This is a genomic window from Demequina pelophila (genome assembly GCF_000971175.1).
Lineage (GTDB): Bacteria > Actinomycetota > Actinomycetes > Actinomycetales > Demequinaceae > Demequina > Demequina pelophila.
The window spans coordinates 500,223-521,195 of the sequence record NZ_BBLY01000001.1 but is presented as its reverse complement, the minus strand read 5'-3'; the positions used below and the strand labels follow the sequence as shown (position 1 = coordinate 521,195).

At 73.0% G+C, this 20,973-nt stretch carries 20 protein-coding genes; 13 read left to right on the top strand and 7 right to left on the bottom strand.

What is annotated here, in order from left to right; genetic code table 11:
• Positions 1-5: 5 nt before the first annotated feature.
• The 9 genes from hisG to AOM03_RS02355 all read left to right on the top strand — a co-directional run bounded on the left by hisG (position 6) and on the right by AOM03_RS02355 (position 9,810).
• A complete protein-coding gene (gene hisG, locus AOM03_RS02395) occupies positions 6-848 on the top strand; it encodes an ATP phosphoribosyltransferase (protein ID WP_062377920.1) in 843 nt (280 codons plus the stop codon).
• The gene (locus tag AOM03_RS02390; protein ID WP_062377919.1) at positions 848-1,822 is read left to right on the top strand and encodes a helix-turn-helix transcriptional regulator; all 975 of its coding nucleotides are present in this window, start codon (positions 848-850) and stop codon (positions 1,820-1,822) included. Before hisG ends, AOM03_RS02390 begins: the two co-directional genes overlap by 1 nt.
• Positions 1,815-2,729 (top strand): helix-turn-helix transcriptional regulator, encoded by a 915-nt coding sequence (locus AOM03_RS02385; protein WP_062377918.1) that lies wholly within the window; start codon positions 1,815-1,817, stop codon positions 2,727-2,729. The genes AOM03_RS02390 and AOM03_RS02385 overlap by 8 nt, the downstream gene beginning before the upstream one ends.
• Before the next feature lie 33 nt (positions 2,730-2,762).
• Entirely contained in the window at positions 2,763-3,011 is a 249-nt protein-coding gene (tatA, locus tag AOM03_RS02380; protein ID WP_062377916.1) for a twin-arginine translocase TatA/TatE family subunit, read from the top strand.
• A complete protein-coding gene (gene tatC / locus AOM03_RS02375; RefSeq protein ID WP_227589857.1) occupies positions 2,995-3,777 on the top strand; it encodes a twin-arginine translocase subunit TatC in 783 nt (260 codons plus the stop codon). Before tatA ends, tatC begins: the two co-directional genes overlap by 17 nt.
• Complete coding sequence (locus AOM03_RS02370) at positions 3,774-4,697, top strand: diacylglycerol/lipid kinase family protein (protein WP_062377912.1); 924 nt, start codon at positions 3,774-3,776, stop codon at positions 4,695-4,697. Before tatC ends, AOM03_RS02370 begins: the two co-directional genes overlap by 4 nt.
• Positions 4,698-4,706: 9 nt before the next feature.
• On the top strand, positions 4,707-7,457 hold the full coding sequence (locus AOM03_RS02365) for a DEAD/DEAH box helicase (RefSeq protein ID WP_062377910.1): 2,751 nt from the start codon (positions 4,707-4,709) through the stop codon (positions 7,455-7,457).
• 92 nt (positions 7,458-7,549) lie between these two features.
• Positions 7,550-9,073 (top strand): apolipoprotein N-acyltransferase, encoded by a 1,524-nt coding sequence (lnt, locus tag AOM03_RS02360; protein ID WP_062379108.1) that lies wholly within the window; start codon positions 7,550-7,552, stop codon positions 9,071-9,073.
• Positions 9,073-9,810, top strand: a complete 738-nt coding sequence (locus tag AOM03_RS02355; protein WP_439645025.1) for a polyprenol monophosphomannose synthase — start codon at positions 9,073-9,075, stop codon at positions 9,808-9,810. Before lnt ends, AOM03_RS02355 begins: the two co-directional genes overlap by 1 nt.
• Positions 9,811-9,891: 81 nt before the next feature.
• Here AOM03_RS02355 and AOM03_RS02350 read toward each other — a convergent pair whose 3' ends face one another.
• Positions 9,892-10,224, bottom strand: coding sequence for an RNA polymerase-binding protein RbpA (locus AOM03_RS02350; RefSeq protein ID WP_062377908.1), 333 nt, complete (start codon positions 10,222-10,224; stop codon positions 9,892-9,894).
• Between the two features lie 454 nt (positions 10,225-10,678).
• Here AOM03_RS02350 and AOM03_RS02345 point away from each other — a divergent pair, with 454 nt between their 5' ends.
• Positions 10,679-11,179 carry a MarR family winged helix-turn-helix transcriptional regulator gene (locus AOM03_RS02345; RefSeq protein ID WP_062377906.1) on the top strand — a complete coding sequence of 167 codons (501 nt, stop codon included), beginning with the start codon at positions 10,679-10,681 and terminating at the stop codon, positions 11,177-11,179.
• A gap of 208 nt (positions 11,180-11,387) precedes the next feature.
• Here AOM03_RS02345 and AOM03_RS02340 read toward each other — a convergent pair whose 3' ends face one another.
• Both AOM03_RS02340 and AOM03_RS02335 read right to left on the bottom strand, forming a co-directional pair.
• Positions 11,388-11,624, bottom strand: coding sequence for a hypothetical protein (locus tag AOM03_RS02340; protein WP_062377904.1), 237 nt, complete (start codon positions 11,622-11,624; stop codon positions 11,388-11,390).
• 129 nt (positions 11,625-11,753) lie between these two features.
• On the bottom strand, positions 11,754-12,275 hold the full coding sequence (locus AOM03_RS02335; RefSeq protein WP_156157580.1) for a hypothetical protein: 522 nt from the start codon (positions 12,273-12,275) through the stop codon (positions 11,754-11,756).
• A 125-nt stretch (positions 12,276-12,400) separates the two neighbouring features.
• Here AOM03_RS02335 and AOM03_RS02330 point away from each other — a divergent pair, with 125 nt between their 5' ends.
• The 3 genes from AOM03_RS02330 (at position 12,401) to AOM03_RS02320 (ending at position 14,939) form a co-directional block, all read left to right on the top strand.
• Entirely contained in the window at positions 12,401-12,976 is a 576-nt protein-coding gene (locus AOM03_RS02330) for a hypothetical protein (RefSeq protein WP_062377895.1), read from the top strand.
• 65 nt (positions 12,977-13,041) lie between these two features.
• The gene (locus AOM03_RS02325) at positions 13,042-14,031 is read left to right on the top strand and encodes a hypothetical protein (RefSeq protein ID WP_062377893.1); all 990 of its coding nucleotides are present in this window, start codon (positions 13,042-13,044) and stop codon (positions 14,029-14,031) included.
• 83 nt (positions 14,032-14,114) lie between these two features.
• Entirely contained in the window at positions 14,115-14,939 is an 825-nt protein-coding gene (locus tag AOM03_RS02320) for an SH3 domain-containing protein (RefSeq protein ID WP_082092033.1), read from the top strand.
• Between the two features lie 229 nt (positions 14,940-15,168).
• Here the strand turns inward: AOM03_RS02320 and AOM03_RS02315 are convergent, their stop codons facing one another.
• From AOM03_RS02315 to AOM03_RS02300, 4 genes are all read right to left on the bottom strand, one after another.
• Positions 15,169-15,627 (bottom strand): hypothetical protein, encoded by a 459-nt coding sequence (locus tag AOM03_RS02315; RefSeq protein ID WP_062377889.1) that lies wholly within the window; start codon positions 15,625-15,627, stop codon positions 15,169-15,171.
• Positions 15,628-15,867: 240 nt separating this feature from the next.
• The gene (locus tag AOM03_RS02310; RefSeq protein ID WP_062377887.1) at positions 15,868-16,365 is read right to left on the bottom strand and encodes a flavodoxin domain-containing protein; all 498 of its coding nucleotides are present in this window, start codon (positions 16,363-16,365) and stop codon (positions 15,868-15,870) included.
• A gap of 80 nt (positions 16,366-16,445) precedes the next feature.
• Positions 16,446-19,853: a pyruvate carboxylase gene (locus AOM03_RS02305; RefSeq protein ID WP_062377885.1), complete on the bottom strand. Its 3,408-nt coding sequence runs from the start codon at positions 19,851-19,853 to the stop codon at positions 16,446-16,448.
• 126 nt (positions 19,854-19,979) lie between these two features.
• Positions 19,980-20,972, bottom strand: a complete 993-nt coding sequence (locus AOM03_RS02300; RefSeq protein WP_062377884.1) for a DUF4349 domain-containing protein — start codon at positions 20,970-20,972, stop codon at positions 19,980-19,982.
• Position 20,973: the final 1 nt, after the last annotated feature.

Below are 20,973 nucleotides of genomic sequence, written 5' to 3'. Positions count from 1 at the left end.
CACCAGTGCTGCGCATCGCCGTCCCGAACAAGGGCTCGCTGTCCGAGCCTGCCGTCCAGCTCCTGAAGGAGGCCGGCTACTCGCAGCGCCGCGACGGCCGCGCGCTGGTCCACGTGGACGAGCGCAACGACGTCGAGTTCTTCTACCTGCGCCCGCGCGACGTCGCGGTGTACGTGGGACAGGGCATCGTCGACGTGGGCATCACCGGCCGCGACCTGCTCATCGACTCGGGCGCCCCGGCGATCGAGCACCTCGAGCTGGGCTTCGGCGGCTCGACCTTCCGCTACGCCGCCCCCGCGGGCGTCGCGGCCTCCGTCCAGGACATCCACGGCAAGCGCGTCGCGACCAGCTACCCGCGCCTGGTGACCGAGCACCTCGCCCAGTTCGGCGTCGAGGCGGACGTGGTCCGCCTGGACGGCGCCGTCGAGTCCTCGGTGCGTCTGGGCGTGGCCGATGTGGTGGCCGACGTGGTCTCGACCGGCACCACCCTGCGGGCCGCCGGCCTGGACATCTTCGGTGACCCGATCCTCAAGTCCGAGGCCGTGCTCATCCGCGACGAGCGCTCCGACGCGGAGAAGATCGCGGTGCTCACCGGCCGCCTGCGCGGCGTGCTCACCGCCCGCCGCTTCGTGCTGGTCGACTACGACGTGCCCGGCGACCGCCTCGAGGAGGCCATCGCCGTCTCGCCCGGCTTCGAGGCGCCCACGGTGACGCCGCTGCACGGCTCGGACTGGCAGGCCGTCCGCGTGATGGTGCCGCGCGCCGACATCAACGACATCATGGACCGGCTCTACGCGGTCGGGGCGCGGGCGATCCTCGCGACCGAGCTGCTGGCCGTGCGGGTCTGATGGCCGAACTGGCGAAGGAGGAGCGGCTGCTCAACCTCATCGTCGCCCTCAGCTCGACGCGCCACCGCCTCACGCGCGACCAGATCCGCAACACGGTCGCCGGCTACGACCCCGTCCCGCTCCACGCGGACGAGGAGGAGTCGCGCAAGGCGGCGGAGAGCTTCGAGCGCAAGTTCGAGCGCGACAAGAAGGAGCTGCGCGAGCTGGGCATCCCGGTCGAGACCGTGATGGACGCCCACGGCGACGAGATCGGCTACCGGGTCCGGCCCGCCGAGGCCGCCCTCCCCGCCATCGAGCTCACCAGCCCCGAGCTCGCCATCCTCAACCTCGCCGCCGACTACTGGCAGGACGCGGTGCTGGGAGGCGACGCCCGCCAGGCCGTCGTCAAGCTCACCTCCTCCGCCGAGCACGGCCCCCGCGTCGAGCTTCCCTTCGCCGGCCGCGCCACCCGCGCCTCCGCCGCGTTCGGCGTGCTCGTCGAGGCGGTCGCCGAGCGCCAGCCCGTGCGCTTCGAGTACTCCTCGGCGAGCACCGGGCTCGCGACGCGCGTCGTCGAGCCGTGGACCGTGGTGCTCCGCCAGGGCGTCGCGTACCTCATCGGCTTCGACCGCGACCGCGAGGCGCCGCGCACGTTCCGCGTCCAGCGCATCGGCGGCCGGGTCACGCGCATCGCCACGCCCGGCTCCTACGAGATCCCCGACGAGATCCCGCTCGGGCTCCTCGCCGACTCGGGCGACGTCCACACCGCCACCGTCGCGCTCCGGCCCGAGTCGGGCCACGTGCTGCGCCGCCGCGGCACCGTGGTCGACATCGACGGCGACTGGGACCTGCTCGAGATCCCCTACGCCCACGAGGACTCCGTGCTCGCGGAGGTGCTGGGGCTGGGAGGCTCCGCGCGCATCGTCGCCCCGCCCGAGCTGGTCGCCGCCGTCACCCGCCACGTCGACGCCGCCCTGGAGGCCACCGATGGCTGAGACCGCCCGCGACCGCCTGGTCCGGATGCTGAGCATCCTCGCGTACGTCGAGCGCCACGGCGCCACCCCCTTCGCGGACCTCGCCGCCCACTTCGGGGTGCCGGTCGGACGCATCAGGGAGGACGTCTCCACGCTGTGGTTTGCCGCGGACACGGATCCCGGCTGGACGCCGGTCGAGTTCTCCGCGGTCGACTTCGAGGAGGGCGTCGCCGCGCTGGTGCGCAACGACGTCCTCACCCAGGTGCGCCTCTCGCCGCGCGAGGCCGTGGCGCTCGTGGGCGCGCTCCAGACCATGGACTCCGCCGGCGCCCTGCCCGACGCCGGGCGCACCATGCTCGACAAGCTGCGCGGCGCCCTGTCCGAGCCGGTCATCGTGCTGGGGGAGGACGACGGCGTCGACGAGTCCGTCCGCGACGCCCTCGCGGAGGCGGCCCGCCGCTACCGCTGCGTCGAGCTGGTCTACGTGGACGCCCAGGATCGCCGCAGCACGCGTGTGGTCGAGCCGCACCGGATCGTCGTCATCGACGGCCACGCGTACCTCGAGTGCTGGTGCCGCCGCGCCGAGGACTACCGCACGCTGCGCCTCGACCGCATCGACTCCGCCCGCGTGCTCGCCGACGCCGTGACCAAGCCGCCCACGGACACGGCCGGCTTCCAGATGTCCGCCTCCTTCACCGGGACCGTGCGCCTCGCGCGCGCCGGCCGGTGGGCGCTCGAGGACATCCCGGGCGCCCGCGTCGAGGATTCCGGGGACGATGTCACGGTCACCTTCGGCGTCGTCGACCCCGAGTGGGTCGCGGGCAGGCTCCTGGCGATCGCGCCGCACCTGCGCGAGATCCAGCCGCGTCGCCTCGCCGACGCGGTGCGCCGCGAGGCGGTCGCCGTCCGCGCCGCGCACGCCCGCTAAACTTGCCCACACCCCCATTCAAGGAGTTTCATCATGGGTTCGTTCGGCGCACGCGAGATGCTCATCATCCTCGTGATCGTGCTCCTGCTGTTCGGGGCGCCCAAGCTCCCGCAGCTGGCGCGCTCGCTCGGTCAGTCGATGCGCATCCTCAAGGACGAGACGAGCCAGATGCGCTCCGAGGGCAAGGACGCCGGCTCCGGCGCCTCCACCGGCGGCCCGGCCACCGACGCGGATGGGGACCAGGCGCCGTCGTCGGACGAGCCGCGTGAGCCGAGGCAGTAATCCCGAGGCGCGGATGCCCCTGAGGGAGCATCTGCGCGAGTTCCGCAAGCGGCTGATGCTGGCCGCGGCCGGCATCGTCGTCGGCATGATCGTCGGCTGGTTCCTCTACCAGCCCGTCTTCGAGGCCCTGCAGCAGCCGGTGCTCGAGCTCGCGCGCGAGCAGGACGCGGACGTCAAGGTGAACTTCGCCGGCGTCGCGACCGCGCTCGACATGCAGCTCAAGGTCGCCGCGATCCTCGGACTGGTGGTCTCCGCGCCGTGGTGGCTCTACCAGCTGTGGGCCTTCGTGGCGCCGGGCCTGCACCGCAAGGAGAAGCGCTACACCTTCGGGTTCCTCGCCGCCGCGGTGCCGCTGTTCTTCGCGGGCGTCGCGTTCGCGTGGCTCGTGTTCCCCAACGCCATCGTCATCCTCACCGGCTTCACGCCCGAGGGCGCCGCGAACTTCCTGGACGCGCAGCTGTTCATCACGTTCGCGATGCGCCTGGTCCTGGCGTTCGGCCTCGCCTTCGTCTTCCCGGTCGTCATGGTCGCCCTCACGTGGGTGGGGATCGTCAAGACGCGCGTGTGGCTCAAGGGCTGGCGCTGGGCCGTGTTCCTCATCTTCCTGGCGGCCGCGATCCTCACGCCGACGCCGGACGCGATCACCATGCTGTTCATGGCCTTCCCCATGGTCGCCCTCTACTTCGCGGCGATCGGAATCGGGGCCCTGCGGGAGCGCGCCGTGCGCAGGCGCGCCCCGGCCGAACCCACTGAGGCGCCCGCGTGAGCACCATCGGCCTGGTCACCAACCCCACCTCGGGCTCCGGGCGCGGCGCGCGCTGGGGCGTCGAGGCCAAGTCCGCCCTCGCGGCGGGCGGACATCGCATCGTCGACCTCTCCCACGGCTCCTGGATCGCCTCGTACGAGGCCGCCATGGCGCACCGCGACGACCTCGACGCGCTCGTGGTCGTCGGCGGGGACGGCATGGCACACCTGGGGCTGCAGGTGTGCGCGCGGCACCGGCTGCCGCTCGGCATCGTCCCGGCCGGCTCGGGCGACGACGTCGCCACCGTCGCCGGCCTGGTGCGCCACGACATCCCCGCCGCCGTGGCCCGCATCGAGGACGGGCTGCGCGGGCGGACGCTCGCCATGGACGTGGGCGCCGTCACCGGCGGCGGCGTCGAGGACCCCGCCACGCCCCGGTACTTCGGCGCGATCCTGTCCGCGGGCCTCGACGCGGCCGCGGCCGCCTACGCGCGCGGGATCACCGTCCCGCGCGGCCCCCTCAAGTACATCTACGCGGCGCTGCGGGAGATCGCGCGCTTCCGCCCCTACGGCGCGACCCTGACCGTGGACGGGCGGCGGTGGTCCCAGACCTGCACCCTGGTCGCGGTGGCGAACGCGCACGTGTTCGGCGGCGGGCTGCGGCTCTCGCCGGAGTCCGCGGTGACCGACGGCGCCCTCGAGCTCGTCACCGCCGAGGCGATGCCGCGCCGCGAGGTGCTCGCCCTGCTGGGCCGGCTCCAGCGGGGCACCCACGTCGACGACCCCCGCGTCCGCATCGTCCCCGTGCGGGAGGTGCGGCTCGAGCCCCACCCGGACGGCGCGCCCCTGCCCGTCGCCTTCGCCGACGGCGAGCTCGTGGGCGCCGCTCCGCTCAGCGTCTCCGTGGTGCCCGGTGCCGTCACCGTCCTGGGCGGCCAGTAGCCTGGCCGCATGACCAGCCCCGCCGAGCGCTACGCCGCCGCGCGGCGCCGCAACCGCCATCCCGACCTCACCGCGTTCGAGGAGTCGCTGCCCTTCCCGCTCGATCCGTTCCAGCGCGAGGCGTGCGAGGCCGTCGCGGAGGATCGCTCGGTGCTGGTCGCCGCGCCCACCGGCGCGGGCAAGACCCTGGTGGGCGAGTACGCGGTCCGCCACGCGTTCGAGCGCGGGGAGAAGGCGTTCTACACGACTCCCATCAAGGCGCTGTCGAACCAGAAGTTCGGGGACCTGCGCCGTGCCTACGGGGACGATGCGGTGGGCCTGCTCACCGGGGACACCGCCGTCAACCCGGACGCGGACATCCTCGTCATGACCACCGAGGTCCTGCGCAACATGATCTACGCGGGCTCCACGACGCTCGACCGGCTCGGCGTCGTGGTGCTCGACGAGGTCCACTACCTGGCCGACCGCTTCCGGGGCTCCGTGTGGGAGGAGGTGATCATCCACCTCGCCGAGCGCACCAGCATCGTCGCGCTGTCGGCCACCGTGTCCAACGCGGAGGAGTTCGGCGCCTGGCTCCACGAGGTGCGCGGCGACACCCGGGTGATCGTCTCCGAGCGCCGGCCCGTGCCGCTGTGGCCGCACGTGCTGCTGCGCGAGGGGATGTTCGACCTCTACGCGCCCGGCGTCGATCCGCTCGACCCCGGCCCCACGCCCGCGCTGAACCCCGAGCTCGAGGCCATCGCCAAGCACGCGCGCCTCACCGAGGGCGGCCGCGGCCGCGGACCCGGCCGGGGCGCGCGCAAGCCCGCGGCCCGGCGCAGCCCGCCCCGCTTCGCCGTGGTGGACGTGCTCGACGCCCAGGGCCTGCTCCCCGCGATCGTCTTCGTCTTCTCCCGCGTGGGCTGCGAGGACGCCGTCGACCAGGTGCGCGCGTCGGGCATGGTGCTCACCACGGACGAGGAGCGCGCCCGCATCGGGCAGATCGTCGACCAGCGCTGTGCGGCCCTTCCCGCGGAGGACCTGGGCGCGCTCGGGTTCACGCGCTGGCGCGACCACCTCGAGGCGGGAATCGCGGCCCACCATGCGGGCATGATCCCCCTGTTCAAGGAGGTGGTCGAGGAGCTCTTCGCCGCCGGCCTCATCAAGGTGGTCTACGCGACCGAGACCCTGGCCCTGGGCATCAACATGCCCGCGCGCTCCGTGGTGCTCGAGAAGCTCGTCAAGTGGGACGGGCTGGGCCACAAGGACCTCACGGCGGGGGAGTACACCCAGCTCACCGGCCGCGCGGGCCGCCGCGGCATCGACATCGAGGGCCACGGCGTGGTGGTCGAGCACCCCGGCTTCGACGTCGCCCAGCTGGGGCGCCTCGCCTCGCGGCGCACGTACCCGCTGGTGAGCTCCTTCCAGCCCACCTACAACATGGCCGTCAACCTGCTGTCGACCCTGGGCGCCGAGCGCGCCCGCGAGGTGCTCGAGATGTCCTTCGCGCAGTACCAGGCCGACCAGTCCGTGGTGGGCAAGGCCCGCCGGGCGCGCGAGCTCGACCAGGCGCTCGCCGGCTACCGCGAGGCCGCCGCGTGCGACCGGGGCGACTTCATGGAGTTCGCGGCGCTGCGGGAACGGCTCAACCGCGCCCAGAAGAACGCCCAGAAGGCCGCGTCGCGCGAGCGCCGCGAGGCCACCGCGGCCTCGCTCGCGACCCTGCGCAAGGGCGACGTGGTGCGCGTGGGCGGGGGCAAGCGCTCGGGCCTCGCCGTGGTGGTGACGCCCGACAACGACCCCGTCGCGCCCCGTCCCACCGTGGTCACGGACCAGGCCCGGTCCTACCGCCTCGCCGTCGCGGACCTGCGCCACGGACTCGACACGGTGGGCTCCGTCCGGCTGCCCCGCCGCCTCGACCCCCGCAATCCGCGCTCGCGCCGCGAGGTCGCCCAGGTGATGGAGGAGGCCCGCGCCACCTTCCAGGCCCCCACGTCGCGCACCCAGCGGCGGGACGAGAACGCCCGCACCGCATCGGCCCCCGACGATCAGATCGACGCCCTGCGGCGGCAGCTGCGCGACCACCCGTGCCACCAGTGCCCCGACCGGGAGGCGCACGCGCGGTGGGCGGAGCGCTACCACCGCACCCTGCGCGACAAGGACCGCCTCATGGGCGAGATCAACCGCGCGACGGGATCGATCGCGCGCGTGTTCGATCGCCGCGTGGGGGTGCTCGAGGCGCTCGGGTACGTCGAGCGGCACGAGGGCGAGCCCGAGCTCACCGGGCCCGGCGAGATGATGCGGACCCTGTACGCGGAGAACGACATCGTCATCGCCGAGGCGCTGCGCGCGGGCACGTGGGAGCGGCTCCACCCGCCGGCCCTCGCGGCGGCCGTCTCCACCCTGCTCTACCAGGGGCGACGCGAGGACGAGGCGCGTCCGGCGCGCATCCCGGGCGGGCCGCACGGCGTGCTCGGCGCCGCGCTGCAGGACACGGTGCGCCACTGGTCGCGCATCGACGACCTCCAGAAGGAGCGCGGCCTGCCCGACCTGCCCGCGCCGCACTGGGGGATCGTGGGGCCCATCCACCGCTGGGCCCAGGGCCGCGGCCTCGACGCGTCCCTCGAGGGCACGGACGTCGCGCCCGGCGACATGGTGCGCTGGTGCAAGCAGGTGATCGACGCGCTCGATCAGATCGCGGACGTCGCGTCCAGCGTCGCCGTGCGGCGCGCGGCGCTGCAGGCGATCGACGCGATGCGCAGGGGAGTGGTGGCGTACTGAGCGGCTCCGGAACGAAGGCGCGCCCCCGGCCGGCGGCGCGCGCCGGGCGGTGGTCGGGGGCGTCGGACCCGGGCCGTAGGCTTTCCCCCGTGATGACCGGCCTGCGCAACCTCCTGCTCGCGGCCGTCTCCGGATTCGCGCTCGACCTGGCCTTCCCGGACACCGGGTGGTGGCCGCTCGCGATCCTCGCGATCGCGGGACTGTGGTGGTCCCTCGAGCGCGTCACGGCCTGGTCCGCGTTCGCGCTGGGCACCGTGTTCGGCACCGCGTTCTTCCTGCCGCACCTCGCGTGGGCGGACTTCGCGGTCGGCCTGGTGCCGTGGCTCGCCCTCTCGGTGGTCGAGGGCGCATTCATCGGGCTCGCGGCGGCGGGGTGGGCGCACGTGCGCCGGTCCGGCATGCTCAAGGACCGCCCCTGGTCCACGCCGGTGGTGTTCGCGCTGATCTGGACGGGCGCGGAGCAGTTGCGCGGCATGGTGCCGTTCGGCGGCTTCCCGTGGGGCCGGCTGGGCTACGCGCTCGTCGACGCCCCGGTGGCACGACTCGCGTGGGCGGGCGGCGTGCCGCTCGTGACCTTCGCGGTGGCGCTCGCCGGCGCAGCCCTGGGCTTCGGTTTCGAGGCGCTGCGCACCCGCCGCTTCCTGGTGGCCGCGGTCGCGCCCGTCGCCGCCGTGGGCGTCCTCGCGGTCGGGTACCTGGTGCCCCTCGACGCGCAGGCCCAGGAGGGGACGATGCACGTGGCGGCCGTCCAGGGCAACGTCCCCGACCGCGGCCTCGACTCCTTCAACCAGGCGCGCGAGGTCACCAAGAACCACGTCGCCGAGACCGAGCGGGTGGCCGAGTCCGGCGCGACCGTCGACCTGCTCGTGTGGCCCGAGAACGCGGCGGACATCGACCCGCGCGTCGACGGCGAGACCATGGCGGACGTCACCCGCGCCGCCCAGGCCGTCGACGCCCCCATCCTGCTGGGCACGGTCGACTACACGCCCGAGGACGGCCGCTACAACACGTCGCTGCTGATGTCGACGCAGGGCGCGGTGCTCGACACCTACTCGAAGCAGCGCCCCGCGCCGTTCGCGGAGTACATCCCGCTGCGCGACATCGCGCGCCAGGTGACCGACGTGGTCGACCGCGTCACGGACATGCTCGCGGGCACCGAGGTGGCGGTCATGGACGCCCCCGTCGAGTCCCTGGGCCGGACCGTGCGCGTCGGCTCGGTGATCTGCTTCGAGGTCGCGTACGACTCGATCGTGCGCGAGTCCGTGGCCTCGGGCGCCGAGTTCCTCGTGGTGCAGACCAACAACGCGACCTTCGGCCGCACCGCCGAGTCGACGCAGCAGCTCCAGATGAGCCGCCTGCGCGCCATCGAGACGGGCCGCTGGACCATCCAGGACTCGACCGTGGGCGTGAGCGCCGTGATCGACTCGCGCGGCCACGTCATCGCGCAGACCGAGCTGTTCGAGGCCGCCCACATGGTCGAGCGCATCAACCTGCGCTCGGAGATCACGCCCGCCGTGCGGATCGGGTTCTTCCTGGGATGGGCGGCGCTGCTCGTGCCGGCCGCGATCGTCCTGCTCGCGATGCGCCGCCGCGTCCTGGAGGCGTACGACTGGTGATCCTGGTCATCATCCCCACCTACAACGAGCGGGCGTCCCTGCCGCGCCAGGTCGACGGCGTGCGCGCGGCCGCCCCGGACGCCCACATCCTGGTCGTGGACGATGCCTCGCCCGACGGGACGGGGGAGTGGGCCGATGCGCGGGCCGGCGAGGATGCGCACGTGCACGTGCTCCATCGGCCGGGCAAGCAGGGCCTGGGCGCGGCCTACCTGGCGGGCTTCGCCTGGGCGCTCGAGCGCGGCTACGACCTCGTGAGCGAGATGGACGCGGACGGCTCCCACCGGGCCGGCGACCTGCCGGCGCTGCTGGCCGCCGCATCGTCCCCCGAGGTCCCGGACCTGGTCATCGGGTCCCGCTGGGTGCCCGGCGGCTCGGTGGTGAACTGGCCCCGGCACCGGCTGGTGCTCTCCACGGGCGCGAACCGGTACGTGCGCCTCGCGCTGGGGATCGCCGTGCACGATGCGACGGCCGGCTTCCGCGTCTACCGCGCCTCCACGCTGCGATCGCTGGACCTCACGGCCGTCGAGTCGCAGGGATACTGCTTCCAGGTCGACATGACGTGGCGCGTGCTGCGCGCCGGCGGCACCGTGGTCGAGGTGCCCATCACCTTCGTCGAGCGCGACGCGGGCGCCTCGAAAATGAGCCGGGCGATCGTGGGGGAGGCCCTCGTCAAGGTCACCCGGTGGGGCCTGGTGCACCGCGCCCGGCAGCTGGCCGGGCTGTTTCGCCGCGGCTGAGGCCGTCGCCCGCCGGATATGACAAAGGCCCCCGCCGAGGCGGGGGCCGTGTGCTTGTCGGGGCGCGGTGTCGGAACCGGCTCAGCGGCGCGAGGCGCGCAAGACCTCGAGGCGCTCCGCGAGCAGCTCCTCGAGCTCGGGGATGCTGCGACGCTCGAGCAGCATGTCCCAGTGGGTGCGCTGAGGCTTGATGTCCTTCGCCTCAGGCTTGTCGCCGTCCCGCAGCAGCGCGAGGGCGCCGCACTGGCACTCCCACGACAGCGGCACGTCGGCCTCGACGGAGAACGGCATGGCGATGTGGTGGCCGTTCGGGCAGTCGTAGTGGACCTCGACGCGCTCGGCGAGCTCGGCGCTGTGCACCGACTCCATGCTCTGCGTGCCGAGTCGCATTCCGCGCAGTGCTCGGTCTGCCATCTGGGTCTCCTCTTCTCGTGCGGGCGTCTGCTCGTGCGGGCGCGTTCGCCCTGTCCAAAGCCGTCAACGAACCTCGCGCCCGGCGCGTTCCACCTGCTCTGATGCAAATCTCCTCACAAGAGTGCCAGAGATGCGCGAGCCGCGCGCGGGGCAACAGTCCCGGGCCCGGTGCCATATTTAGCGCGATTCCGTCGGGCCGGCCATCACGACGACCATCTCGCCGTCATGCCAGGTAAGCAGGGGAGGGGAGGCGGCGTTTGTGCACCCGGGCGGCGTCGCTCCGCCACCAGGGCCTCGTCTCGACGAGCGCCCCGCATGGACGGCAGGCTGACGACGGAGGCGGTCGATGCCACGGCGCGCCGTGGCATCCACCTGGCACAGGGCCACTCGACGCATTATCTTGACATCAAGATAATACGCAGGAGGGAAGTCTTGACGTGAAGAGGAGCCCGTGATGGACGCCGTCGCGTTCGCCGTCGGACAATGGCGCGCCGAGGCGCCGACGCTCGACCACGCGCCGACGCTGATCTTCGGACGGCTGGCGCGATACGCCCAGATGCTCGCCGTCATGAACGATCGGGTGCTCGCGGAGCTCGGTCTGGCCGCCTGGGAGCTCGACGTGCTCGACACGCTCACGCGCCAGGGCGCGCCGTACAGCCTGACGGCCGGCGACCTGGAGCGCGCGATGCTCATCACGTCGGGAACCACCACGCATCGCATCGGTCGGCTCGAGGCGCGCGGCTACGTGACGCGATCGCGCGACGCCGACGACCGGCGGGTCGTCAACGTCGTTCTCACCGATGCGGGACGCGCCGCCTGCGTCACGGCGCTCGAGGCGTTGCTGGAGCGCCAGCGGCGGGCGCTCGACGCACTCGAGACGCACGAGCAGGATGCCCTCACAACGGGGCTGCGCGCACTGGGGCGCGTACTGAGAGATGCGCCACCGGACGCGTGACGCCGTCGCGGCGCGCACCGCTATGACCGCTTCCCGCCCCACAGTGCACACCGCCGATAATGCACATTATGTTAAGTCCGGTGGAATCTGGCCAGTCGGACGCGCTCCCCGCCCGCTTTCCGGTCGCGCCTGACCTCGCTGCGCTTCGGTTCGCCACACCGCGACGCGCCGCGCTTGGCCGTGTCGCACCACACCGCGACCGGCCGACTCAATCGAGCTCGGGTGCTCCCACGTCGTCGAGCCCGCTGCGCTCACGCGCCGCCGTCCGCGCCCGTACGATCTCGGTTGTCACGGCCACCGCGATGATCGTCACCACGATGACGAACACCGGGCGGGTCACGGCGACCTCGTGAACCGAGGCCTTGGGCCCCGGTTGGAAGATCTCCAGGCTCAGCCACGAGGCGCCGACGAACACGAACAGGCCCACCAGCAGCCGTGCAGACATGGGCCTCCCCCTCGATGCGCCACTGAATCCTGTCGGGCACCCGCGCGGGTCCCGGGCTCAGGCTACCGAGAAATGCCGGACATTTTTCGCACTGTGGGCAGAAATTGTGTGACCCCAGGGATTCTTGGGCTACTCGCCCATCAGGTCGTGCAGCGCCTCCACCAGCGGGTCGTCCTCCGGAATTGAGGACTCGCAGGAGGCCACCACCCGTCGCACGCCGTCGGTGAACCACGCGTAGCTCACGGATCGTGCGTCGGGGTCCAGGCGGCAGTCGACCCAGGTGTCGCTCATCGCCTCGAGCAGCCGGGTCCGAGCGACCGCCTCCCGAAGCGCCGACAGCTCCTGCTCCGTCAGCGCGCCCGCGGTGGTCTCCCCGTCCTCGGTCAGCGCCCAGGCGCCGTCCGCCGCGACGGCCAGGCTGGTCCGGCAGTCGTCGCGGTCACACGCGCCCTCCGAGATGTCGAGCTCGACCCAGGCCGCCGATGCGATCGCTCCCCCCTCGGCGACCGTCGCATCCTTCGCAGGCTCGCCCGAGCAGCCGGCCAGCCCGAGCGCAGCCCCGAGAGCGACCCCGAGCGCGGAGACGCACACCGCACGTCGCCGCCGCGGCGGTCTCCCGATCCGCCGAGTCGCGGTGACGAGCGTGCGCATCCTGGCCCTCCCCCCGTGGGTCCTTCCGGCAATCTAGCGCCCGCGCCACGCCATCTCCAGTGTCGGCTTCAAGCCGGCCCGACTCGTCGACGCCGCTCCCGCCCCCGGCGCGCTACGGTTCCCCTATGCGCGCTCTCGCGGCCGGCTCCCTCCTGGCCTGCCTCGCCGCCTGCACGGTCGCTCCCGACCCGGCCCCCGATCCCGCACCGGCCGCCCGGGCACTCGCGGTCCCCGCGGACGTTACGAACCGGCTCGACGCCCTGGACGACGCCATCGAGGCCTGGGCCGATGCATCGTCCCTCGATGAGGCCCGGGCGGGCGCCGAGGCGGCCCGCAACCTCATCGTCGGCCCCGCGGGCCCCCTCTACGGCGACGCCGACGGAGACGGTGCCGTCGCCGGCGCGGTCGACACGGGGCTGCTGGCGGGCCTGGACGGCACCCCGGGGCTCGCGACCGGCAGCGCCCTCCCCTGCGTCGCCCGCGACGTCGAGGCGGGCACCTGGGACGATGCGCTCGCCGCCTATGAATCCTGGGCGCCGGGTCGCAACACCTTCCCGTCCCTGCCGTCCCACGCGCGGCGCGTGGTCGGCTGGGCGACCCTGACGCTCGCCGCCGGGGACCTCGAGGAGGCGCGCGAGTACGCCTCCCACGCGGCGATCCATGCCGGCGTGACGCGGGCCGCCTTCGAGCACTGCGGCTGAGCGCACACCCCCAACCCGGCCACAAGACCCAAGTCTTGCGTCCGACCAACCGTTACGGTATCCCGGTGAATAACGACGAGATGCCCCTCCACGCGTCGCGGCGCGCCCTCGCCGAGGAGTCCGCCGCCGCCGCGGGCACCTACCGCCACCTCCGCATGGTCCTCGTGGGCCTCCCGCTGCTGCTGTTCGTCAGCATGATCGGCTGGTTCCTCGCGGGCGGCGGCATCGCCACGTCGCTCAGCGCCTACTACCAGGGTCCGCTCCGGGACGTGTTCGTCGGCTCCCTCGTCGCGATCGGCGTCTGCCTCGTCGTGCACCGCGGCGAGCCGCTCGAGGACTACGCCCTCAACCTCGCGGGCTTCTACGCGATGTTCGTCGCGTTCGTGCCCTTCCGGCTCGAGGAGACGCTCCCCCAGATGTGCGACCCGACCGCGCGCCTCGCCGAGCTCGGCCTGCCCGCGGACGCGGCGATCGACGCCGATGCGTGGGCCGCAGCCTGCGCCACCGACCAGCACCAGGTCAGGATCGCGATCACCGTCGCGAGCATCGTGGTGCTCATGGTCGCCGCCGCCTTCATGGTGACGCAGCGCCCCGGCAAGCACGAGGCCCGGATCCTCACCGGCGGCCGCCTCACCCGCCTGTTCTTCGTGACCATGACCGTCGCCACCGTCGCCTTCGTCGCGCTCCTCGCGTGGCGCCTCATCGAGCAGGACTCGTTCTCCGGCATCCACGAGGCCTCCGCGACGCTGCTCATCGCCGGCCTGGGCACCGCGGTCGCCAGCCGGGCCTGGCCGTCCGGCCGTGCCGCCGGGGACCGGCCCCGCCCCCACTACATCGTCATCTTCGCCCTCATGGCGGGCGGCGGCGTCGTGCTGGCCGGGCACTTCGCCGGCGTCACTCCGTGGGAGCACACCGTGCTCGTGGTCGAGTGGTGGGAGATCGGCCTGTTCGCCGTCTACTGGGTGCTCGAGACCATTCGCACCTGGAACGACGTCGAGCGCCTGGGCAACCGGGACTCTCTGCCCGGGACCCCCGACCCTGTCCTCGCGCAATAGCGGCACCTAATCTCGTTATTGGCGTGCGGGCCCACGATCGGCCCCGCCTCAGTCCCCCTCCGACTCCCCCGCCCTGGAGAGCCATGCCTTCTGCCGTGCCCGCCGTCTTCCTGCGCCCGCTCGCGTACGCCGCGACGGTGCTCGCGCTGATCGCCCTCATCGCCGGCGCGCTCGTCGCCTTCGCGCCGCGCCGCGCCACGGCCGCGATCTCCGCACCGCAGACCGCCAGGGCGGCACGCGGCGTCGTCTCCTCGTCGCCCTTCGAGCTCGACGGCGCCATGACGGCCTCCGCCAGCGACGGCGTCGTCACGGACCCGGCGGACGTCCGCAGCGTCGACTCGTCCCGCGCGGCCCAGCGCCGCCGGGGCCGCATCCTCCACCCCTCGCACCGCGGCGTCGCGTGGGTCACCACCGCCACGACCACCCTGCGCGCCCAGCCCGCCGCCACCGCGACCGCCGTCGCCCGGCTCGAGGAGGGTGCGAGCCTGGCCGTGACCGGAACGGAGCGTGACGGCTGGATCGAGGTGCGCCACCACGGCACCACCGCCTGGGCCGCCGCCTCCGCGACCGGCGACGCTCCCCCGATCACCTTCGAGGTCAACGTGGTCAACGCCGGCGGGCAGGCCGTGCTCGACCGCTGCGCCGACGGCTGGACCCGCACCCGCACGTGGCACGACTCGGCGCTCCTGCAGCGCCACGCCTACTGCGACGGCGACCAGCTCTACCGCGTGGGCGTGGGCGACTACGTCACCATCGACGGCGAGCTGTGGCGCGCCGCCGAGGTCGCCGACGCCCCCACCAAGCAGCTCGTCAAGGTCGCGCGCGAGGGCGGCTACCTGCGCGCCCTCGCCTCGTGCGTCGACGCCTCGGGAGTCGTGGAGCGACTGGTGCTCCTGGTCCCCGCCTGACCCACCCGGGACGATGCGCGGCCGCCCGTCGTCCCCCACCATCTCCGCGCGCCCGGGTTGCTGAGGGCCCCGGGCGCGCGGCCCCTCCCTCGCGGAAGACCCGCCGAATCCTGGCGGGAGACCCCGCCGCACGCCGGCGGAGGACCCCCGAACGCCATGAGGCCCGGACCCCTCGCGGGATCCGGGCCTCATGACCGGGGACGCGGGCCCGCAGGCCCGCACGCTTGTGTCAGCGGCGACGCAGCGCGCGCGTCATGAACCAGGCGATCGCGCCACCGACGACGGCGGCGGCGGCGACCCACAGCACGGTCGCGTAGGAGGCGGCACCCTCGACCTCGACCGGGTTCTCGGCGATCTGCTCCGCGACGGGCTCCTCCATGACGGGCTCGACGGAGATCTGCTCGACCTCGGGGTCCACCGAGATCTGCTCGACGCCGGGCTCGACCGAGATCTGGGCGACCTCCTCGCCGGCGCGGGGCTCGACGGAGATGGGCTCGACCGAGATCTGCTCGGCGACCGGCGCGTCGTCGATGTCGATCGAGATCTGCGCGATGCCCTCGCCGGCGTCGACGGAGATGGGCTCGACGCTCAGCAGGACGGCCTCCTCCTCGGCGTGGGCGGCGGGGGCGCCCAGGATGACGACGGCTCCGGTGGCGATGATGGCGGCGGCGGCCTTGACGATGCGCATCTGCATTCTCCTTGCGTGGGGCCTCGGGTCGAGGCGGTGTGGGTGGCGGCCGGTGGTGTTCGGCCTTCGCAAGGGAGACGGTCGGCACCGGGTGCATCGTTGTGTCGTGTGACGAGGGTCACATGCGCCCAGTCCAGGAGCGACGCGACAGGTGCGGGCCGGACGCGACGCGACCCCCGCATCGGTCACCGATGCGGGGGTCGCGGTGGGCGTGGTGCGGCGTGGGCCGCGCCGGCCGGGTCAGGCGGCGGCGAGCTCCTCGAGGCGCTTGGCGACCACCTCGGCCCAGTCGTCCACCTGGGTGAAGTCGCGGAAGTCGCCCTTGGGCGGGTTGAGCGCCTTGATGAGCGCCTTCTCCCCCACGTTGAGACGGTCGTAGAGGATGCGTCCCGGGAAGCGGGCGTGGTCGTGGGCGGCGACCTCCGTGGCGAAGCCGTCGGCCTCGTCGAGCGGCTGACCGGGCTTGACCACGGTCTCCATGCCCACGGAGAAGATCCACACGTCCTTGGCGCGCAGCTCGTCGCGGTGCGCCTTGATCAGGCCGGAGGCGTCGCGGCGCCACAGGCCGCCGTAGACGGCCGAGCCGATGATGACCGCCTCGTAGTACTGGATGCCGTGCACGTCGCACGCATCCTCGAAGTCGACCTCGAAGCCGTGCGCGGCGATGGCGTCCGCGATGCGGCGCCCCACCTCCCGCGTCGCCCCATACTTCGAACCGACAGCGACCAGCACCTTCATTGGCGTTTCCTCCTCGATGAGCGGGACCCCATGGTCCCGCGCCGCGCCTGCCGCGGGCGGGACCATCGTCCCGGAACAGACTAGTCGACCACGAGCACCAGATCGCCGCCGTCGAGCTGCTCGGCGAGATTGAGAACGACCCGGCTGACGGTGCCCGCGACGGGGGTGGTGATCGAGGACTCCATCTTCATCGCCTCGATGACCGCGACGGTCTGGCCGGCCTCCACGGTGTCGCCCTCGGCGACGCGCGGGGTGACCAGTCCGGAGAACGGCGAGGCGATGTGCCCGGGACGATGCGGGTCGGCCTTCTCGCGCGAGCTCACCTCCACCTTGGCGGCGTGGTCGCGCACCTGGATGGGGCGGATCGAGCCGTTGAAGTGGAAGATCACGGTGCGCTCGCCGTGGTCGTCCGGCTCGCCCACGGCCTCCGCGGTGACGATCATGCGCACGCCGCGGTGGAGGTCGATGACCGCCTCCTCGCCGGAGCCGATCGTGAGCCCGTAGAGGTAGTGGAACGTGTCCACGACGGAGATGTCGCCGTACTTCTCGACCGCCTCGTCGAACTCCTTGGCCGGCCCGGGGAACAGCAGGTGGTTGAGGCGGCGCTGGCGCTCCTCGCCGGGCTTCGCGAGGATCGCCCGGTCCTCGTCGGTGATCTCCGCCATGGTGCGGGACACGTCGCGGCCCTCGAGCGCCTTCGAACGGAAGGGCTCGGGCCAGCCGCCGGGCGGGTCGCCCAGCTCGCCGGCGAGGAAGCCGATCACCGAGTCGGGCAGGTCGTAGGACGCGGGGTTCTCCTCGAAGTCCTTCGGATCCGCGCCGTTGGCGACCAGGTTGAGGGCCAGGTCGCCCACCACCTTCGACGACGGCGTGACCTTGACCAGGCGGCCCAGGATCTTGTCCGAGGCCGAGTACATGTCCTCGATCTGCTCGAACTTGTCCGCCAGGCCCAGCGAGATGGCCTGCTGGCGCAGGTTGGACAGCTGGCCGCCCGGGATCTCGTGGTGGTAGACGCGGCCCGTGGGACCGGGCAGGCCGGACTCGAACGGCGCGTAGAGCTTGCGGACCGACTCCCAGTACGGCTCGAGGTCCTGCGCCGCGGCGAGCGAGATGCCCGTGTCGCGGGTGGTGTGCTCGAGCGCGGCGACGAGCGCGGACATGGGCGGCTGCGACGTGGTGCCGGCCATCGCGGCGTTGGCCACGTCGACCGCGTCGACGCCGGCCTCGGCGGCGGCCAGCAGCGTGCCGATCTGCCCGCCGGCCGTGTCGTGGGTGTGGAGGTGCACCGGCACGTCGAAGCGCTCGCGCAGCGCGCTGACGAGCATGAAGCCGGCCGCCGGGCGCAGCAGGCCCGCCATGTCCTTGATGGCGAGCATGTGGGCGCCCGCCTCCACCAGCTGGTCCGCGAGGCGCAGGTAGTAGTCGAGCGTGTACAGATCCTCGTCCGGAGAGATCATGTTGCCCGTGTAGCACAGCGTGCCCTCGGCGATCGCGGTGCCGGTGCGGCGCACCGCCTCGATCGCGGGACGCATCTGGTCGATGTCGTTGAGCGCGTCGAAGATGCGGAAGATGTCGATGCCGGTGGCCGCGGCCTCCTCGACGAAGGCGACGGCCACCTCGTCCGGGTAGGGCGTGTAGCCCACCGTGTTGCGGCCGCGCAGCAGCATCTGCAGCGCGATGTTGGGCACCTTCTCGCGCAGGTCGCGCAGGCGCAGCCACGGGTCCTCGGACAGGAAGCGCATCGCCACGTCGTAGGTGGCGCCGCCCCAGCACTCGAGCGAGAGCAGCTCCGGCGTGGTGCGCGAGACGTGGTCCGCGACGCGCAGCAGGTCGTACGTGCGCACGCGGGTCGCGAGCAGCGACTGGTGCGCGTCGCGCATGGTCGTGTCCGTGACGGCGAGGGCCTCCTGGGCCCGCAGCGCGGCGGCGAAGCCCTCGGGCCCCAGCTGCAGCAGGCGCTGGCGCGAGCCGTCCGGCACGGGACCCGTGGAGTCCAGCGGCGGCAGCTTCTCCGCGGGCCGGACCACGTTCTCGACGTGGTGGCCGTACGGCCGGTTGACCGTACGGTCGCCCAGGAAGGCGAGCAGCTTGGTCGAGCGGTCCTGGCTCTCCGGGACGTGCAGCAGGTGCGGGCGCTCGTCGATGAACGCGGTGGTGACGCCGCCCTCCTTGAACGCGGGGTCGGAGGTCACCGCGCGCAGGAAGCGGATGTTCGAGGTGACGCCGCGGATGCGGAACTCCGCGAGGGCGCGCTGCGCGCGGCGCACGGCCGCGTCGAAGTCGTGGCCGCGGCACGTGAGCTTCACGAGCATCGAGTCGAAGTGGCCGGTGATGATGTTGCCGGCCATGCCGGTCGCGCCGTCGAGGCGGACGCCGGCGCCGCCCGGCGACCGGTAGGCGACGATGCGCCCGGTGTCGGGCAGGAACCCGTTGGTGGGGTCCTCGGTGGTGATGCGGGTCTGGATCGCGTATCCCTTGACGGACACGTCCTCCTGGCGGATCCCCAGGTCCTCGAGGGTCTCCCCCGACGCGATGCGCATCTGGGCGCTCACCAGGTCGACGTCCGTGACCTCCTCGGTCACCGTGTGCTCGACCTGGATGCGCGGGTTCATCTCGATGAAGACGTGCTGGCCGGCCCGCTCGCCCTCGGTCGCGACCAGGAACTCGACGGTGCCCGCGTTGACGTAGCCCAGCGAGGTCGCGAACTTCACGGCGTCCGCGCACAGCGCGTCGCGGATCGCCGGATCCAGGTTGGGCGCGGGCGCGATCTCCACGACCTTCTGGTGCCGACGCTGCACCGAGCAGTCGCGCTCGTAGAGGTGCACCACGTTGCCCTGGGCGTCGGCGAGGATCTGCACCTCGATGTGGCGCGGGCCCAGCACCGCCTGCTCGAGGAACACGGTCGCGTCGCCGAACGCGTTCTCCGCCTCGCGCATCGCCGCGGCAAGCATCTCCGGGAGGTCCTCGCGGCGCTCGACGCGACGCATGCCGCGTCCGCCACCGCCCGCCACGGCCTTGACGAACACCGGGTAGCCGATCCGATCGGCCTCCTCGATGAGCCAGTCGACGTCCTGCGACGGCTCGGACGAGTCGAGCACCGGCACGCCCGCCTCGCGGGCCGCCTTGAGCGCCGCGACCTTGTCGCCCGCCTTCGCCAGCACCTCCGGCGGCGGGCCGATGAAGGTGACCCCCGCATCGGCGCATGCCTGCGCGAACTGGACGTTCTCCGACAGGAAGCCGTAGCCGGGGTAGATCGCGTCCGCCCCGGCGCGCTGGGCGACCTCGATGATGCCGTCGACGTCCAGGTAGGCGCGGACCGGGTGGCCCTTCTCGCCGATCTCGTACGACTCGTCCGCCTTGACGCGGTGCTCGGACATCCGGTCCTCGTAGGGGAACACGGCCACGGTCTGGGCGCCGTTCTCGACGGCGGCGCGGAACGCGCGGACCGCGATCTCGGCGCGGTTGGCCACGAGGATCTTCTCGAACATCTGCTTCCCTTCAGCGGGGGGATGGGGCGGGACGTTGGTCGCCATCCTGCCAGGTTTCCCGGTGACGGTCAGCCATGCCAAGGGACGATGCGCGGCCTCCCGCCGTGCATCGTCCCGGGGTGGGCGTCAGCGAGAGGCGGGCGGATCCTGGCCGCCGAGCGCGTCCCGCCCGCCGGGGGCGGCGCCCGCGGCGGCCGACGCCTCGCGGGCCGCGCGCCGGCGCGACCGTGCCGACCGCACGACCAGCAGCGCCGCCATACCGACCAGGAGCGCCGCTCCGAGCCACGGGAGCAGGACGCCGGTCACCACCAGGGCTCCCTCGAGGAATCTCACGAGCGCCTCCCAGCCGGAGACGAGGCCATCCCAGAAGGAGCGCGGAGAGTCGTCGACGATCACGATCGGCTCGGTGGTGAGCGACAGGTCGATGGTCGACATCGACACCTGGTCGTCGAGGCCGCGCTGGCGCGCCTCGAGGCTCTCGAGCTCCGCCTGGCGCTGCGCGAGCTCGGTCTCGAGGGCGATGATGTCCTCGATGTCCTGCGCCTCGTCCAGGAGCGCCGCGATGCGGTCGGTCGACGCGCGCAGGGTCGAGATCCGCAGGTCGAGGTCCGTCACCTCGCGGCTGACGTCGTAGGAGGAGGTCTGGAACTCGTCGACCGTCCCGAGCGCGCGCAAGTCCTCCACCACCACGTCGAGTCCGACAGCCGGGATGCGGAGCGTGAGGTAGGCGGAGCCGCCGTCGTAGTCGCTCGCCGCGCGCTCGTTGCGCGCGTCGACGCGGCCGCCCGCGTCCTCGACGATCGTCGTGGCGCGGTCCGCGGCGCCGAGGGGGTCCTCGACGGTCATGTACATCGCGCCGGTGACGATCACCGCGCGGTCGGTCGAGTCGCCCGTGTCGCTCGTGGACGTGCCCGCCTCGCCGTCGGCGGACTCCTCCCACGCCTCGTCGGCGCCGATCTCCGCCGGCGCCGCCTGATCGTAGGCCGGCTCCGCGCCGCCGACGGTCGCGGAGTCCTCGCCGCTCGAGGTGCAGCCCGCCAGCAGGACGGTCAGCGCGAGGATCGCCGCGACGAGCGCGACCTGGAGAAGGTTCCGCGGCGCGAGGGCCCGTGTGCTCATG

Excerpts from the sequence above, each read along its gene's own strand:
- AOM03_RS02390 (WP_062377919.1), top strand. The coding sequence starts at position 848 with ATGGCCGAACTGGCGAAGGAGGAGCGGCTGCTCAACCTCATCGTCGCC.
- AOM03_RS02385 (WP_062377918.1), top strand. The coding sequence starts at position 1,815 with ATGGCTGAGACCGCCCGCGACCGCCTGGTCCGGATGCTGAGCATCCTC.
- tatA (WP_062377916.1), top strand. The coding sequence starts at position 2,763 with ATGGGTTCGTTCGGCGCACGCGAGATGCTCATCATCCTCGTGATCGTG.
- AOM03_RS02365 (WP_062377910.1), top strand. The coding sequence starts at position 4,707 with ATGACCAGCCCCGCCGAGCGCTACGCCGCCGCGCGGCGCCGCAACCGC.
- lnt (WP_062379108.1), top strand. The coding sequence starts at position 7,550 with ATGACCGGCCTGCGCAACCTCCTGCTCGCGGCCGTCTCCGGATTCGCG.
- AOM03_RS02350 (WP_062377908.1), bottom strand. The coding sequence starts at position 10,224 with ATGGCAGACCGAGCACTGCGCGGAATGCGACTCGGCACGCAGAGCATG.
- AOM03_RS02345 (WP_062377906.1), top strand. The coding sequence starts at position 10,679 with ATGGACGCCGTCGCGTTCGCCGTCGGACAATGGCGCGCCGAGGCGCCG.
- AOM03_RS02340 (WP_062377904.1), bottom strand. The coding sequence starts at position 11,624 with ATGTCTGCACGGCTGCTGGTGGGCCTGTTCGTGTTCGTCGGCGCCTCG.
- AOM03_RS02335 (WP_156157580.1), bottom strand. The coding sequence starts at position 12,275 with ATGCGCACGCTCGTCACCGCGACTCGGCGGATCGGGAGACCGCCGCGG.
- AOM03_RS02330 (WP_062377895.1), top strand. The coding sequence starts at position 12,401 with ATGCGCGCTCTCGCGGCCGGCTCCCTCCTGGCCTGCCTCGCCGCCTGC.
- AOM03_RS02320 (WP_082092033.1), top strand. The coding sequence starts at position 14,115 with ATGCCTTCTGCCGTGCCCGCCGTCTTCCTGCGCCCGCTCGCGTACGCC.
- AOM03_RS02315 (WP_062377889.1), bottom strand. The coding sequence starts at position 15,627 with ATGCGCATCGTCAAGGCCGCCGCCGCCATCATCGCCACCGGAGCCGTC.
- AOM03_RS02310 (WP_062377887.1), bottom strand. The coding sequence starts at position 16,365 with ATGAAGGTGCTGGTCGCTGTCGGTTCGAAGTATGGGGCGACGCGGGAG.
- AOM03_RS02305 (WP_062377885.1), bottom strand. The coding sequence starts at position 19,853 with ATGTTCGAGAAGATCCTCGTGGCCAACCGCGCCGAGATCGCGGTCCGC.
- AOM03_RS02300 (WP_062377884.1), bottom strand. The coding sequence starts at position 20,972 with ATGAGCACACGGGCCCTCGCGCCGCGGAACCTTCTCCAGGTCGCGCTC.